Genomic DNA, 16,239 nt, shown 5'->3' with positions numbered 1-16,239 from the left:
AAAACTCATGGGATTAGTCAAAAATTTGTCAATTGGCATTCTCGGTACTGGATTGATGGTGTTGGCAACAGCAGCCCAAGCCAAAGCTGTAACATTAACTTACGACAGAAGTATCGGCAGTCCTGGCTTCGGGCCAGGGCAGCTTTTTGTTCCCCAAGGGATAACGGTAGATGATTCGGGGAATACCCTCATAGCTAACGGACGCGGTGTTAACCCAGATGGTACTCCTAACTACAACCTCGGTAACAAAATTGAAAAATTTAGTCCAAGCGGTCAGTATATTGGAGCAATTGGTTCCGGCGGCACAGGGCCCGGACAGTTTGACGAGCCAACAACTGTAGACTTTAATCCCGTAACAGGGGATTTGTATGCAGGTGATGTTTACAACAACCGCATCAATCAATTCGATTCTCAGGGTAACTTTGTTAGATCCTTTGCAAACGGAGATTTTACCCCTCTCATACCAGGTAGATTTTTCTTTGGCCCATCTGGCGTGACTTTTGACAAAACTGGCAACGTTTACGTAGGTGATTTTAACGGCGAAAGAATCCTCAAATTCACACCAGACGGAAAGCAAATTGGTGTCATTGGTGGCACTGTGGGCACTGCACTTGGAGAAACTCAAGGTGTAGCAGGTATAAGAATTTCCCCAGTCAGTGGAAATATCTTTCTAGCTGACCAGTATAACAACCGCGTTCAAGTACTCGATCCAAATGGTAAACCTCTGTACGCATTTGGTTCAGCAGGTAGCGGCCCTGGACAGCTTCTTCAGCCAATTGGCATCGAAGTGGACGACCAAGAGAATGTTTATGTAGCTGATTCTATCAACAGCCGCGTTCAGGTATTTGATAAAAACGGTAAGTTTTTGACTTCCTACGGTGAAAATGCCCGCGATGCATCAGGTAATCCTGTACCGCCTCCAGCATTAACTGGCCCTCCTTTTGGTAATCCCCTCGACCTCACACCAGGCAGATTTAACTGGACTGGTGGCACAACGCTCAAAGATGGCAAGCTGTATGTGGGCGATTTCTTCCAAGGTCGCGTCCAAGTGCTAAACGTAGAGGGCACAAGGAAAGTACCGGAACCTAGTTCAGCATTAGGTTTAGCATTGCTTGGACTTGGCGCTGCTACCGTCACATTGCGAAAACGCGGGCAACAAAAGCCAATACGCTTGGGTTAAGCAAATTTATCTGTTAAGGCAGGCAGGGGGAGCAGGGGAGGCAGAGGAAGCAGGGGGAGAGAAAAAAGCTTAACTGAACTGTATTGCAACAAAAGCCAGTCTTCAGTTTAGAGAAGACGTTGCAAAAACAGTGCTGAGTTCTCATGATTGAGAGCAGTAAAGTGACCGAATTCGAGTTCAGAGGTCGAAGTTCCGAGTTCAAAGGCTGAAGTTCCGAGTTCAGAGGTCGAAGTTCCGAGTTCAGAGGCTGAAGTTCCGAGTTCAGAGGTCGAAGTTCCAAGTTCAGAAGCTGAAGTTCCGAGTTCAAAGGCTGAAGTGGATTAAACAAAATCTAAAACTTCTGTTTCGTGGGGTGCGTTATGCCCTTGGTAACACACCTTACGAAAATTTCAGGTCATTAAATCTGGAATAAGGGAGATAAAAACTGGATAACACTAAATAAAGCCAAGATTATCAAGGTGCTTTTAGCACATTAACGGTTAATGCACATTCTGATTTATTCATACAACTATCATCCAGAACCAATTGGTATTGCACCTTTGATGACTGAACTAGCAGAAGGGCTGGTGAAGCGAGGGCATCAAGTGCGGGTAATCACAGGTATGCCTAACTATCCTCAGCGTCAGATTTACGATCGCTATCGGGGTAAGTTATACGTTACTGAAGAGAAAAATGGTGTCACTATTCAACGTAGTTACCTGCGGATTAAGTCTAAACCTAACCTGATAGATCGGCTATTGCTAGAGTTGAGCTTTGTCTTTACAAGTTTGCCACAAGCTCTCAAGGGTGAGCGACCTGATGTAATTCTTTTAACAGTGCCGCCGTTACTCGTTTGCTTACCTGCAACTTTAATAAGTTGGCTATACAACTGTCCAGTAGTGCTGAATGTGCAAGATATCCTCCCGGAAGCTGCTGTGCGTGTTGGGCTAATTAAGAATAAGTTGATGATTCAAGCTCTGGAAGCTTTAGAAAAATTTGCCTACCGAACTGCACATACCATTAGCGTGATTGCCGATGGTTTTGTAGATAATTTAATACATAAAGGTGTACCTGCTAATAAAATTGCCTGCATTCCAAATTGGGTAAATCTAAATTTTATCCGCCCTTTACCGAAGGAGAATAACTCCTGGAGAGCTTTTCATCAACTTGATGATAAATTTGTAGTACTTTATTCAGGTAATATTGCTCTGACGCAAGGTTTAGAGACAGTAATAGAAGCAGCATCTCGATTGCGTCATATTAATGATATTGTCTTTGCGATCGCAGGTGAATCTCAAGCTCTCGAAAGGTTACAAAAACATTGTCTTGCTTGTGGAGCAGATAACGTTTTGCTGCTACCATTGCAACCGCGAGAAAAACTACCACAAATGTTAGCAGCTGCTGATGTTGGGTTGATTGTGCAAAAGAGCAATGTGATTTCCTTCAATATGCCTTCTAAAATACCACTGTTGTTAGCCAGTGGTCGCCCAATTGTCGGTTCAGTTCCCGCCACTGGTACTGCTGCCAAAGCTATCAAAGAAAGCGGCGGCGGCGTTATCGTTGAGCCAGAGTCAGCAGATGCTTTGGCTGCTGCGGTATTAGATTTATATAATCAGCCGGAACTAGCAGCACAATTAGGGCGCAAAGGGAGAGAATTTGCCGTAGAAAACTACTCTTTTGAGCAAGCGCTAGATCGGTATGAAGAGTTATTTGATGATGCGATCGCCAAAAGAGCAACAACTTTGGATATCTTGCCCGAATTGAGTTCTAAAAAATCACTTGTTGAGCAAGAGCTTGTGGTACATACCTTGCCCCTTGTGCGCGTGATATCTCAAAGACAAATGACAAATGACAAATGACAAATGACAAATGACAAATTCAGATCGGCTGAAAAAAACAGACCAAAAGTTGATTGCCTTATTGAGCGATCGCCTATCATTATTAGCAGCTTCAGAACAACCTTCTCTAGATCGACAACTGTCTGATGTCGCTCCCCTACTCGCCCAAGCTGGTATTCCTGAGTCTGTTTGGGCAGGTTTGCTAAATAGTTGTCATGCTACTCTAATTCCTAAATATACAACAAATCATGTCAGTCCCCGACAAATTACCATCATCGGTGGACACGGCAGGATGGGAAAATTATTTAAAGAGCAGCTTTCGCTAGTAGGTAATAATGTTAGCGTCCTCGAATCCGAAGATTGGGAATACGCAGAGCAACTATTAAGTCAGACAGAATTAGTTTTAGTCAGCGTTCCTATTGAACATACAGTTGATGTTATCAAGCGTGCAGCTAAATACCTCGCCCCAACTACCGCTTTGTGTGACATTACGAGTATTAAAATACAGCCAATTCAAGCAATGCTCGAACATCATTCCGGCCCAGTCATGGGTTTACACCCAATGTTTGGGCCAAATATAAAATCGTTTTTTGGACAAAAAGTAGTAGTGTGTCCAGGTCGAAACGATGATTCATTTCAGTGGTTTTTAGACTTGATTAAAAGCCAAGGTGGAGAGTTAATTGTTTGTACGCCCGAAGAACACGATCGCATGATGGTGATTGTCCAAGCAACGCAACATTTCTGTAGATTTAGTCTTGGCATTTTCTTAGCACAAGTAAAAGTGGACATAGAGCAGAGTTTAACAATGTCAACTCCTAACTACCGTCAAGAAATTGACATTGTTAAACGTTTGTTTTCCCAAAACCCTCACTTATGTGTGGATATTATACTCGCTACAGAAGAAAGGTGTGATGCAATTAGCTTTTTAGCTGATACTTATAGCCGTTTGGCGAAACTAGTAGCAAAGAAAGACAAAGACGCATTGATTCAAGAATTTGAAAAGGCTCAAAGTTTTTTTGAAGATAAAATCAACACTTTTATCCAGCCTTTAAATACAATGGCTATCCAACGAGACTTTCAACCACAAATACACACAAATATTAGCATTTAAATCCACAAAAATATGCTGATAGACATATTTCACGATACTGTTTGTCCTTGGTGTAGAATTGGGAAAAAACATCTGTTTGATGCACTGGCACAACAGCGAGAACAAAAAGTGCATATCCGCTGGCATCCTTTTCTTTTGGACAATACTGTTCCTGCCGAGGGATACGAATTTCGCAGCTTTATGCAAAATAGAAAAGGTATGAAAGCGGCAGAAATACAACAGACATTTGATAGTACGCAACGCGCAGGTGAGGCGGCTGGAGTTAAACTAGATTTTGATAAAATCCGTTTGGCTGTCAATACTAAGCTTTCTCATCAACTGATTGCACTTGCACCCGCAAACGTCAAAAACGATGTTGTCGAAGCTATATATAAAGCTTATTTTGAAGATGGTTTGAACATTGGAAATATCGACGTTATTGTTGCCATTGGTACAGCGTATCAGATGAATGCTAGCGCATTAAAGTTGCAATTAAACGATCGCGTGGTGAGTGATGCAGTCATTGCTGAATCAACATTTGCTCGGTTAAATGGCATCAACAGCGTACCGTTCTTCGTCATCAATGACAAAGTTAAGGTAAATGGTTCTCACTCGGTAGAGGTGTTCCTGGAAACTTTGAATCGTGCTGCACTTTTAGATATACCTGCAAAAATATGATAGTTGACATCAAGCAAAAAAGTAGATTAATTCATCAAAGTGTTTCGGTTACTTTTAATTACGAAGTTTACTTCACCCACAATTTATTTGAGTTAAAAAATCCTACTTTAGCTCAAGTGATTGGTGCGGATGAGGAGACAAAGCCAAAGAAATTAGTTGCAGTAATAGACGCAGGAATATTAAAGTATCAACCTGAATTGGTGAAGCAATTAGTCGCGTATACCAAGTTTTATGCAGAGGTAATAGCGATCGCAGCCGAACCGATGATAATTTCGGGGGGAGAAGCTGCTAAAAACGATCGCACTTTATTAGAGCAAATCCAGCAACAGATTGAAGCCGCCGGATTATGTCGCCACTCTTATGTGTTAGCGATCGGGGGTGGGGCTGTATTAGATTTGGTAGGATATGCAGCCGCAACTGCTCACCGGGGAATTCGGCTAATTCGGGTGCCGACAACGGTGTTAGGGCAAAATGATTCTGGGGTTGGTGTCAAAAACGGCATCAATGCTTTTGGAAAAAAGAATTTTCTTGGCACATTTGCGCCACCTTATGCAGTTATCAATGATTCTGCCTTTTTGACAACCCTAGACGATCGCGATTGGCGTTCTGGAATTGCAGAAGCAGTGAAAGTGGCGCTAATTAAGGATGCTAGCTTTTTTGATTTTATCCACTCTCACACCACAGCCTTGAAGCGGCGAGATATGGATACTATGCAACAGGTTATCTATCGTTGCGCTCAATTGCATTTAGAACATATTGCCAATGGTGGCGATCCTTTTGAGATGGGTTCGTCTCGTCCCCTGGATTTTGGACATTGGGCGGCTCATAAACTGGAGCATTTGACAAATTATCGCTTACGTCATGGCGAAGCTGTGGCGATCGGTATTGCTTTGGATAGCACTTATTCTTATTTAGCAGGATTGCTGGATTGTTCGGAGTGGCAACGGATATTAAATACTTTATCGGCGTTGGGTTTCACGTTGTATGTGCCAGAACTGGCTGATAAATTATCACAATTGGAAGATCCTCATTGTTTGTTTCGGGGTTTGACTGAATTCCGCGAACATTTGGGGGGAGAGTTGACTTTGACGCTGTTGAAAGGGATTGGAAAAAGAATTGAGGTTCATGAGGTGAATTTGTTGTTGTATCGGCAAGCAATATCTCTGTTGCAGGAAGTGAGGGGGGAGTTTTAAACGCAGAGGGACGCTGAGGGAAGCGCGGAGGAACGCAGAGGTTTTATGAGGCGATTTACTACTTTTGGGGGAGGCGGATTTTTTTTATAGGGTTGTTGGTAAATGTACTAAAAAAGCAGTATAAAAAGCGAATAAATTGACAACCAATCGAAAAATTATTCAATGTCTTATCTGCTTGATATCTAGTATTCTTAAATCAGAAGCAAAAAGTTTTTGATTACATCTTTTAAAAAGAATATGTTGGCTTGGATGGATAAAAGATTATCTAAGTCTGTTCTAGGTTTGAAAATAACTACTAATAATGATTAATGGTTGCTGCTTAATGATTGACTAACAAACATTCTAGAGAAATTACTCATGGTTGTTGATTCACGTTCCTACAATACTCTTGGCGGTGTAAGTGTTTCTCGCTCCATCACTGAAGTTAAGATGGACACTGCCCTCGATGATATTCTGTTCCATTTAAATTCTCAGCGTGGAGGATTGCTAAGGAGTAGCTACGAATATCCAGGCAGATACAAAAGGTGGGCAATCGGATTTGTCAATCCACCGTTAGAGTTGACTACACAGGATAATGCTTTCACTTTGATAGCGTTGAATGAACGCGGTCAAGTGCTTTTGCCATTCTTTTTAGAGAGACTATCCCAGTCAGAACAACTTGAAAAAGTTAGCCAATATAATAACAGTGTTGTAGGCTTTATTAAACCTTCAAAAAAATTATTTACTGAAGAAGAACGCAGTCAACAACCTTCATCATTTACCGTTGTCCGCGAAATTCTATATACTTTCTCTAGTCAAGAAGATGAGCATTTAGGCTTGTATGGTGCGTTTGGTTATGACTTAGTTTTTCAGTTTGAACCAATTACTCAACATTTGAATCGTCCAACAGATCAGCGCGATTTGGTGCTTTATTTGCCAGATGAATTGATTGTTGTTGACTATTATCAGCAACGTGCATTTCGTTTCCAATATGATTTTAAAACAGCGCATGGCAATACCAATAATCTTCCGAGAACTGGTGAGTCTGTAGATTATCGCGGCAAACATCTTTTACCAAATCAAACTGCTGACCATCAAGTAGGCGAATATGCGAAAAAAGTTGAGGTTGTACTCGACTATTTCCGCAGAGGCGATTTATTTGAAGTTGTTCCTAGTCAAAACTTTTTTGAAGGCTATGAAGACGAACCCAGCAAACTATTTAATACCTTAAAAGAAATAAATCCCAGTCCTTATGGGTTTATTTTGAATTTAGGTGGCGAATATTTGATTGGTGCATCTCCAGAAATGTTTGTGCGGGTTGAAGGTAGGCGGGTAGAAACTTGTCCAATTAGTGGCACTATTAGCCGGGGACAAGATGCTCTTGACGATGCGGTGCAAATTCGTCAGTTACTCAACTCTCATAAAGATGAAGCTGAGTTGACCATGTGTACTGATGTCGATCGCAATGACAAATCTCGAATCTGCGAACCTGGTTCAGTACAAGTCATCGGTCGTCGCCAGATTGAATTATACAGCCACCTGATACATACAGTAGATCATGTTGAGGGTACTTTGCGATCGCAATTTGATGCTTTAGATGCCTTTCTTTCGCATACATGGGCGGTTACAGTCACCGGCGCACCCAAAAAAGCCGCAATAGATTTTATTGAACGGCACGAAAAGAGCGCCCGACGTTGGTATGGTGGAGCAGTCGGCTATTTAAATTTCAACGGCAATTTAAATACTGGCTTAATTCTGCGGACAATTCGATTAAAAGATTGCATCGCCGAAGTGCGAGTTGGCGCTACAGTCCTTTATGACTCCATACCACAGTCAGAAGAACAAGAAACAATTACCAAAGCTGCTGCTTTATTTGAAACGATTCGCCGTGTAAAGCAAACGAGTCAGAAAATTGATGAGTCCGGTTCTCTAAAATTAAGCAAACAGATTCCAGGTGTAAAATCTAGCAAACGCATCTTATTAATAGACTACGAAGACTCATTTGTTCATACCCTAGCCAATTACATTCGCCAAACTGGTGCAAGCGTTACTACACTGCGTCATGGTTTCTCGGAATCGTTATTCGATACAGAACGCCCTGACTTAGTTGTATTATCTCCTGGCCCTGGTAGACCAAGTGATTTTGGAGTTTCCGAGACTGTCGGTGCGCTTCTGCATCGCCAAATTCCTATCTTCGGAGTTTGTCTGGGATTGCAAGGCATCGTTGAAGCTTTTGATGGCGAATTGGGAGTTCTCAACTATCCTCAACATGGGAAATCCTCACGAATTTTCGTCACCGATTCCAATTCTGTCACCTTTAAAAACTTACCGGAATCCTTTGCAGTCGGTAGATATCACTCATTATTTGCCCTACCGCAACGTTTGCCAAAAGAACTCAAAGTAACAGCGATTTCTGATGACGACGTAATTATGGGCATTGAACATCAAACACTTCCCATCGCCGCCGTTCAGTTTCATCCAGAATCAATCATGACTTTAGGTGGAGAAGTCGGTTTGAAAATAATTAAAAATGTGGTGCGTGCATATACGCAAGTCAAAGAGTCATTAGTCATTGGTCATTAGTCATTAGTCATTAGTCATTTGTCATTTGTCATTTGTCATTTGTCATTGGGCATTGGGCATTGCTCAAGAATCAATAGTTTTTCTTCCCCTACTCCCCTGCCTCCCCTGCCCCCTGCCCCCTGCCCCCTGCTCTCCATCCCCCCAAGCAGTTTATGACTAACCAAGTTGCTCCTTCCCGCCATATTCTTGAAGAAATTGTGTCGCATAAAAGGCAAGAAGTTGCACAAATGCAGCAAGAATTGCCTTTAGGCTCCTTGCGACAACAGTTAAATACAGCCCCAACTGTGCGAAATTTCTTGACTGCTTTGCAAGATAATCCCAATCAACCTAGTTTAATTGCTGAAGTAAAAAAGGCATCACCTAGCCGTGGGGTTATCCGCGCAGATTTTGACCCTGTTGCTGTTGCTCAAGCTTATGAACGAGGTGGTGCAGCTTGTTTATCAGTCCTAACTGACGAAAAATTCTTTCAGGGTGGTTTTGATAATCTGCGAAAGGTGCGTCAACAAGTTGCATTACCTTTACTGTGCAAGGAGTTCATCATTAACTCCTATCAAATTTATTTAGCACGGACAGTAGGCGCAGATGCAGTATTGTTAATTGCAGCTATTTTATCAGATCGAGAACTCCAAGACTTTTTGCGAGTAATTCACGATTTGGGCATGACTGCGCTAGTAGAAGTCCATACCTTAGCTGAACTAGATCGAGTACTAAAGCTTGATAACCTAAGTTTAGTAGGAATCAACAATCGCAATTTAGAAGACTTCACCCTTGATTTAGGAACCACACAGCAACTTTTAGCAGAGCGTCAACAACAATTACAAAGCTTAGATATCACCGTCGTCAGCGAGTCTGGACTGTATACACCTGCTGATTTATCTCTTGTCGCTGAGGCTGGCGCGCGTGCAGTTTTGATTGGCGAGTCTTTAGTTAAACAAAGCGATGTAGAACAAGCTGTGCGTGAGATTTTACTAATTCGTAATTCGTAATTCGTAATTCGTAATTGGTAAATCTAAAAAAATGAAGCTCTGATATTCATTAACGGAGATAAAAGACTCGTTAACGGAGATAAAAGACTCGTTAACGGAGATAAAAGACTCGTTAACGGAGATAAAAGCCTCATTAACGGAGATAAAAGACTCGTTAACGGAGTTCAAAGACTCGTTAACGGAGATAAAAGCCTCGTTAACGGAGATAAAAGACTCGTTAACGGAGATAAAAGACTCGTTAACGGAGATAAAAGCCTCATTCACGAGTATCAAAGACTCGTTAACAAAAAATTTAGCATGGGCATCGCTAATTGCTAAGTGTAAATTATTCTAAAACTATTAAACAATCATTAACTATTTTTCAGCATGACCTCTATCTCCGATTCCTTTCAAGCTTTACGCGATCGCCAACAGTGTGCTTTAATCCCTTTTATCACAGCAGGCGATCCTAACTTAGAAACTACTGCCGAAGCCTTACGCATCTTAGATCGCAACGGTGCTGACTTTATCGAGTTGGGCATTCCCTACTCCGATCCTCTCGCAGATGGGCCTGTGATTCAAGCAGCAGCAACCCGCGCTTTACAAAAAGGCACGAAATTAGAGCAAGTGCTAGAGATGTTACACGTAGTGATTCCTAGCTTAAAAGCGCCGATAATTTTATTTGCTTACTACAATCCCATTTTGTACCGAGGTATTAAGACGTTTTTGGCGCAAATTGCTGTTGCTGGGGTGCAGGGATTGGTAGTACCAGACTTACCCTTAGAAGAAGCAGAAGAATTAATCAAAACTGCTGCATCTTTCGGAGTTGAGGTAATTTTACTCGTCGCTCCTACTAGTTCTCAAGATAGAATTGAAGCGATCGCTCGTCAATCTCAGGGTTTTATCTATCTAGTTAGTGTTACAGGCGTTACAGGTATCCGCGCTCAAATCCAAAACCGCGTAGAGCATTTAATTACCGAGTTGCAAAGCGTCACCAAAAAACCCATCGGCGTTGGTTTTGGCATCTCCGCACCAGAACAAGCACATCAAGTCATGGAATGGGGTGCAGATGCAGTGATTGTTGGCAGCGCCTTTGTCAAACGTTTAGCTGAAGGTAGCCCCACAGAAGGATTACAAGCCGTAGAAGAATTTTGTCGAGAACTTAAAGCAGCCATCACAGAAAGTCAGCGCGAAAGTCCATCTCTTCAAGAGGTGTGATAAATCCATCCGCAGATTTAGGGAGTAGGGAATTATAGCGGTTTGTAGTTGAGTTCGATACAGACCTAACCCCCAGCCCCTTCCCTGCAAGGGAAGGGGAGTAAGATTCAAAGCCTCTCTCCTCTTAGGAGAGAGGTTTGGAGAGAGGTCAAAACTAAACTGTACCCAAACAAAATATCAATTATTTCTCTTTTTGTCCTTTGCCCCCTCTCCTCCTCTTATTCCATTAAGATAATGAAACTCCTGCTAAAGTCGGTCAAAATATTAATTTATAGCTTACTTATAGTTAGCACCTGTGCTATTACAGTCTTAGCCCACGATCGCCTTGACAAGGGACAATACAAATACCATTGGAATCATAATCTTCCAGGACAATACGCTCGCCTAGCTGTAAGAAAGAACGTAACTCAGCTAACACAAAGAGAGAAAACAGCCTTTGTTAAGGCTATCAAAACCTTAAAAACTGTCATACCCCCAGGTAGCAAGGTTAGTATTTACGACCAATTCGTTGCCATACATATAGGGGCAACACGCTTAATTCACAACCATAAAGGACATTCCGATGGTTCAGTCCAAGAACTTGCTCATGAAAATGCCGCATTTTTCCCTTGGCATCGAGAATATATCCGCAGATTTGAACAAGCACTGCAAGCAGTAGACCCAACTGTTACTCTGCCATACTGGGATTGGACAGATGCCAAATCACTTAATGTAATTTTTAATGATGACTTTCTTGGCTCCAACGGTCAAGGAGTAACCATCAAAATTCCAAATCAGGGAAACTTTACAGGCGGCGCTGTGCCAGGGGCTTTTTCGGCTGCAAATGGCTGGGTGATGAATCCAGCATTAAATATCGACCCAGAAACCCAAACATCATTAGGTACATCACTTGTCCGCTTTCTCAGACTACCTCCTGCCAGTGATTATCCTGTGCCGAAAAAAGATGTTGAGCGTGCCCTCCGTCTGAATAACTATTCTCTATTTCGCCCTGCTTTGGAAGGATTTATCTCTGTAGATGAGCAGGGTAAAGTCACCCCCGGAGGATTCATCCACAATTACATTCATGGCTTAGTCGGTGGGGTACAAATAGACGCAAGCACAAAACCCATAAAGTTTAAGGGTCTAGGTACTATGGGCAATATCCCAAGTTCGCCTTATGACCCAGTATTTTGGCTGCATCATGCCAACGTAGACCGCCTCTGGGCCCAATGGCAAGAAAATGGTCATCAAGGTAGCGATTTTTATCCTGCCAATGGTCAACCTTACGGGCACAATCTCAAAGACCTAATGTGGCCTTGGGATGGCGGTATGTCTACCCCCAAAGCTACAGCGTTAGGAAATTTACTATCTTTATTACCAAATTTTAACTCTGACGATTTGGTGCGCCCTATAGACGTTTTGAATCACCAAAAACTGGGCTATACCTACGAAACCTGGGAATGGAAAACCCAAAGATGATTCAAAGTTAGAACCAGAGTAAAAAATACTTGAACATGAAAGGATTTTAACCAATGGTAAACATACTAAACATCAATACTGCAACTGTGCAACCAGATTCTTTGGGCAGGTTTGGAAAATTCGGCGGTAAATATGTCCCGGAAACCTTAATGCCTGCATTAAGTGAATTGGAAGCGGCGTATCAACAATATCGCAGTGAGCCGAGTTTCCAAGCAGAACTGCAAAACTTAATGCGTGATTATGTCGGACGGCCCAGCCCATTATATTTTGCTGAACGCCTGACAGCAAATTACGCTAGACCAGATGGCACGGGAGTGCAAATTTATTTAAAGCGCGAAGATTTAAATCATACAGGCGCTCACAAAATTAATAATGCTTTGGCTCAGGTGTTACTCGCTAAACGCATGGGTAAGCAACGGATTATTGCCGAGACAGGTGCAGGACAACACGGCGTAGCGACTGCAACTGTATGTGCGCGGTTTGGTTTGAAATGTGTGATTTACATGGGCGTCCAGGATATGGAACGCCAAGCCCTGAATGTGTTCCGCATGAAATTAATGGGTGCAGAAGTTCGTCCAGTAGAGGCAGGTACAGGAACTCTCAAAGATGCAACTTCCGAAGCAATTCGAGATTGGGTGACGAATGTAGAAACAACTCATTACATCCTCGGTTCCGTTGCTGGGCCTCATCCCTACCCGATGATTGTCCGTGACTTCCACGCGGTAATTGGTGTAGAAACTCGCGTTCAATGCCAAGAAAAATGGGGAGGACTACCAGATATTTTACTGGCTTGCGTGGGTGGAGGTTCCAACGCGATCGGCTTATTTAATGAATTTGTCCATGAACCTTCGGTGCGCCTAATTGGAGTCGAAGCTGCGGGTGAAGGTGTAAATACAGAAAAACACGCTGCTACCTTGACAAAAGGCAAAATAGGTGTATTGCACGGTGCAATGAGCTATTTACTGCAAGATGATGATGGTCAAGTCATCGAAGCCCATTCAATTAGCGCCGGATTGGATTATCCCGGTGTTGGGCCAGAGCATAGTTATTTAAAGGATTATGGTCGCGCCGAGTATTACAGTGTTACCGATAAACAAGCATTAGATGCATTTCAGAGGCTTTCGCAACTAGAAGGAATTATCCCAGCCTTAGAAACTGCTCATGCGATCGCATATCTCGAAACCCTTTGTCCCCAGTTAACAGGCAATCTCCGCATCGTCATCAATTGTTCCGGCAGAGGTGACAAAGACGTGCAAACTGTCGCTAAAGTCCTGATTCCTTAATTTGTCATTTGTCATTTGTCATTTGTCATTTGTTCTTCGTAAATGGCCAATGACCAATACAACTCTTGGAGAGGCTGTTCGCGTTCTCTCAGTACAAGTGACTGATAACCAATGCCCCATGCCCAATGCCCAATGCCCAATGCCCAATAAATATGATAGCTTTAACTCAAACTCTACCTGAAAACATCTCCATCCCTGCCGATCTCTACAACTGGCCAGCTTTATTACAACAGTTGTTAAACCGGCGATCGTTGACAGTTTCCCAAGCTGCGGATTTGATGCAAGGTTGGCTTACAGATGCCATTCCCGATGTTCTATCAGGAGCGATTTTAGCCGCAATTCAAGCTAAAGGCGTATCTGCCGAAGAATTAGTCGGCATGGCTACCGTCTTACAATCCCAAAGGCTAGGGACTGGGGACTGGGGATTAGGGACTGGGCAAGAGTTTTCCCAATCCCCATTACCCAGTACCCAATCCCCAATCCCCAATACCCAATCCCCAATACCCAATACCCAGTACCCAGTACCCAATCCCCAATACCCAGTCCCCAGTCCCCAGTCCCCAGTCCCCAGTACCCAATCCCCAATACCCAGTACCCAATCCCCAGTCCCCTTAATTGACACCTGTGGAACTGGTGGAGATGGTGCTTCAACCTTTAATATTTCCACTGCTGTCGCCTTTGTCGCCGCCGCTGCTGGGGTAAAGGTTGCTAAACATGGCAATCGTTCGGCATCTAGCAAAACTGGTTCTGCTGATGTGCTGGAAGCTTTGGGTATAAATCTCAATGCCACTCCTGAAAAAGTACAAGCGGCAGTTGGTGAAGTTGGAATCACCTTTTTATTTGCTCCTGGCTGGCATCCTGCACTCAAAGCGATCGCAACTTTGCGAAAAACTTTGAAAGTGCGGACTATTTTTAATTTACTCGGCCCACTAGTAAATCCGATGCGACCGACGGGGCAAATTATTGGTGTGAACGACCCGCTTTTATTGGAAGAGATTGCTCAAGCCTTGTCCCAACTGGGATGTCAGCAAGCGATCGCCCTCCACGGACGAGAACGTTTAGATGAAGCTGGTTTGGCAGATGTCACTGATTTGGCTGTACTCCAAGATAAAAAAGTCCGCTCTCTAACGCTCAATCCTCAAGAACTTGGATTAAGTTTTGCACCGACTGCGGCTTTGTGCGGTGGAGATGTCCAAGAAAATGCCCAAATCTTGAAGGCAGTTTTGCAAGGTAAAGGTACTCAAGCGCAACAAGATGTAGTCGCTTTAAATACAGCCTTAGCCCTGCAAGTTGGTGAAGCCATTCATGGGGAAACTGATGTTTTAGCAGGTTGTGTTAAAGGTATTGCCCTTGCCAAGGAAATTCTGCAAAGCGGTGCAGCTTGGACAAAACTAGAACAACTTGCAGAATTTTTACACGATTCACCAAGGTAATTTTGAGGGTTCGTAGTAAGCACAAAGCGTGCTGAGAATAAAGTCTTTACTACAAACTTACTTACCCTACTTTTATTACACCCAAAAACTATACAGAAGGAAAAACAGATGATTATCATACTGAAGAGCGGTACACCTGTTGAGGAAATTACTCGCATTAGCCAAGAACTGAGAGACACTTGGGGAGTGACGGTAGAAAAAAGTGTTGGCACTCATAAAGTTGTGCTGGGGCTAATTGGTGATACCACTAGCATTGATAAATTACAGGTTCAGGAATTTAGCCCTTGGATTGAGCAAGTATTACGAGTGCAACAACCTTTCAAGCGGGTAAGTCGAGAATTCCGTCATGGAGAAGCTAGCGAGGTTGTTGTTCCTACACCTAACGGTCGTGTCTATTTCGGCGAACATCATCCGATTGTAGTGGTAGCCGGGCCTTGTTCTGTTGAAAATGAAGCGATGATTGTCGAAACAGCAAAACGCGTGAAGGCAGCTGGGGCACAGTTTTTGCGTGGCGGAGCCTACAAACCCCGTACTTCACCTTATGCCTTTCAAGGTTATGGTGAAAGCGCTTTAGATTTATTAGCAGCAGCGCGAGAAGCTACTGGCTTGGGTATCGTCACAGAACTAATGGATGCTGCCGATTTATCAGCAGTGGCGAGAACAGCTGACATCATCCAAATTGGGGCGCGAAATATGCACAACTTCTCGCTGCTGAAAAAGGTAGGCGCTCAAGATAAACCAGTGCTGCTGAAGCGGGGAATGTCTGCCACAATTGATGAGTGGCTGATGGCGGCAGAATATATTTTGGCATCTGGAAATCCCAATGTAATTCTTTGTGAGCGAGGAATTAGAACCTTTGATGGTAAATATGCTCGCAATACTTTAGATTTATCAGTGCTGCCGGTGTTGCGATCGCTTACCCATTTACCAATTACGATCGATCCCAGTCATGGTACTGGTAGGTCTGAATATGTGCCATCGATGGCAATGGCTGCGATCGCCGCTGGTACAGATGCCTTAATGATAGAAGTTCACCCCAATCCCGCAAAAGCTTTATCTGACGGGCCTCAATCTCTCACCCCTGAGAAATTTGACCGCTTGGTTCAAGAAATGTCAGTCTTGGGCAAACTAGTCGATCGCTGGCCTACACCTGCATTCGATCGCATTGGTGGGCGTTGAATAATGAAAGAGATAAATTTTAGCTGATTTTTTGTAAATGGCTAAGAGGTTGTTTGAAAAGTGTTTTGCTGTGACTTTAGGCACTTTAGATCCCCCCTAACCCCCCTTAAAAAGGGGGGAACCGGAGTCAAAGTCCCCCAATTTATCGGGGGATTTAGGGGGATCTAAAACTTTTGATACCGA

At 43.2% G+C, this 16,239-nt stretch carries 13 protein-coding genes; all 13 read left to right on the top strand.

All coding sequences use genetic code 11. The features are described from left to right. Positions 1-7: 7 nt before the first annotated feature. The 13 genes from scyF (at position 8) to aroF (ending at position 16,056) form a co-directional block, all read left to right on the top strand. Positions 8-1,180, top strand: a complete 1,173-nt coding sequence (scyF, locus tag RMY32_RS22285) for a scytonemin biosynthesis PEP-CTERM protein ScyF (protein ID WP_322711241.1) — start codon at positions 8-10, stop codon at positions 1,178-1,180. Between the two features lie 482 nt (positions 1,181-1,662). Further along, the gene (locus RMY32_RS22280) at positions 1,663-3,018 is read left to right on the top strand and encodes a glycosyltransferase family 4 protein (RefSeq protein WP_322711240.1); all 1,356 of its coding nucleotides are present in this window, start codon (positions 1,663-1,665) and stop codon (positions 3,016-3,018) included. A 10-nt stretch (positions 3,019-3,028) separates the two neighbouring features. Beyond that, the gene (tyrA, locus tag RMY32_RS22275; RefSeq protein ID WP_322711239.1) at positions 3,029-4,108 is read left to right on the top strand and encodes a bifunctional chorismate mutase/prephenate dehydrogenase; all 1,080 of its coding nucleotides are present in this window, start codon (positions 3,029-3,031) and stop codon (positions 4,106-4,108) included. Between the two features lie 12 nt (positions 4,109-4,120). Continuing rightward, positions 4,121-4,765: a DsbA family oxidoreductase gene (locus tag RMY32_RS22270; RefSeq protein WP_322711237.1), complete on the top strand. Its 645-nt coding sequence runs from the start codon at positions 4,121-4,123 to the stop codon at positions 4,763-4,765. Beyond that, entirely contained in the window at positions 4,762-5,958 is a 1,197-nt protein-coding gene (locus tag RMY32_RS22265; RefSeq protein ID WP_322711236.1) for a 3-dehydroquinate synthase, read from the top strand. Before RMY32_RS22270 ends, RMY32_RS22265 begins: the two co-directional genes overlap by 4 nt. Positions 5,959-6,315: 357 nt before the next feature. After that, the gene (locus RMY32_RS22260) at positions 6,316-8,520 is read left to right on the top strand and encodes an anthranilate synthase (protein WP_322711235.1); all 2,205 of its coding nucleotides are present in this window, start codon (positions 6,316-6,318) and stop codon (positions 8,518-8,520) included. A gap of 152 nt (positions 8,521-8,672) precedes the next feature. Next, the gene (gene trpC / locus RMY32_RS22255; protein ID WP_322711234.1) at positions 8,673-9,506 is read left to right on the top strand and encodes an indole-3-glycerol phosphate synthase TrpC; all 834 of its coding nucleotides are present in this window, start codon (positions 8,673-8,675) and stop codon (positions 9,504-9,506) included. A 39-nt stretch (positions 9,507-9,545) separates the two neighbouring features. After that, positions 9,546-9,824 carry a hypothetical protein gene (locus tag RMY32_RS22250; RefSeq protein ID WP_409883738.1) on the top strand — a complete coding sequence of 93 codons (279 nt, stop codon included), beginning with the start codon at positions 9,546-9,548 and terminating at the stop codon, positions 9,822-9,824. A 48-nt stretch (positions 9,825-9,872) separates the two neighbouring features. Then, positions 9,873-10,703, top strand: coding sequence for a tryptophan synthase subunit alpha (trpA, locus tag RMY32_RS22245; protein WP_322711232.1), 831 nt, complete (start codon positions 9,873-9,875; stop codon positions 10,701-10,703). Positions 10,704-10,937: 234 nt separating this feature from the next. Continuing rightward, positions 10,938-12,161: a tyrosinase family protein gene (locus tag RMY32_RS22240; RefSeq protein WP_322711231.1), complete on the top strand. Its 1,224-nt coding sequence runs from the start codon at positions 10,938-10,940 to the stop codon at positions 12,159-12,161. A gap of 53 nt (positions 12,162-12,214) precedes the next feature. Next, entirely contained in the window at positions 12,215-13,444 is a 1,230-nt protein-coding gene (trpB, locus tag RMY32_RS22235) for a tryptophan synthase subunit beta (protein WP_322711230.1), read from the top strand. 152 nt (positions 13,445-13,596) lie between these two features. Then, entirely contained in the window at positions 13,597-14,877 is a 1,281-nt protein-coding gene (gene trpD / locus RMY32_RS22230) for an anthranilate phosphoribosyltransferase (RefSeq protein ID WP_322711271.1), read from the top strand. A 108-nt stretch (positions 14,878-14,985) separates the two neighbouring features. Continuing rightward, positions 14,986-16,056 (top strand): 3-deoxy-7-phosphoheptulonate synthase, encoded by a 1,071-nt coding sequence (aroF, locus tag RMY32_RS22225; RefSeq protein WP_322711229.1) that lies wholly within the window; start codon positions 14,986-14,988, stop codon positions 16,054-16,056. Positions 16,057-16,239 lie beyond the last annotated feature (183 nt).

The sequence above is a fragment of the Nostoc sp. ChiSLP03a genome, assembly GCF_034531215.2.
Classification (GTDB): Bacteria; Cyanobacteriota; Cyanobacteriia; order Cyanobacteriales; family Nostocaceae; genus Nostoc.
This window is presented reverse-complemented; position numbering and strand designations above follow the sequence as displayed.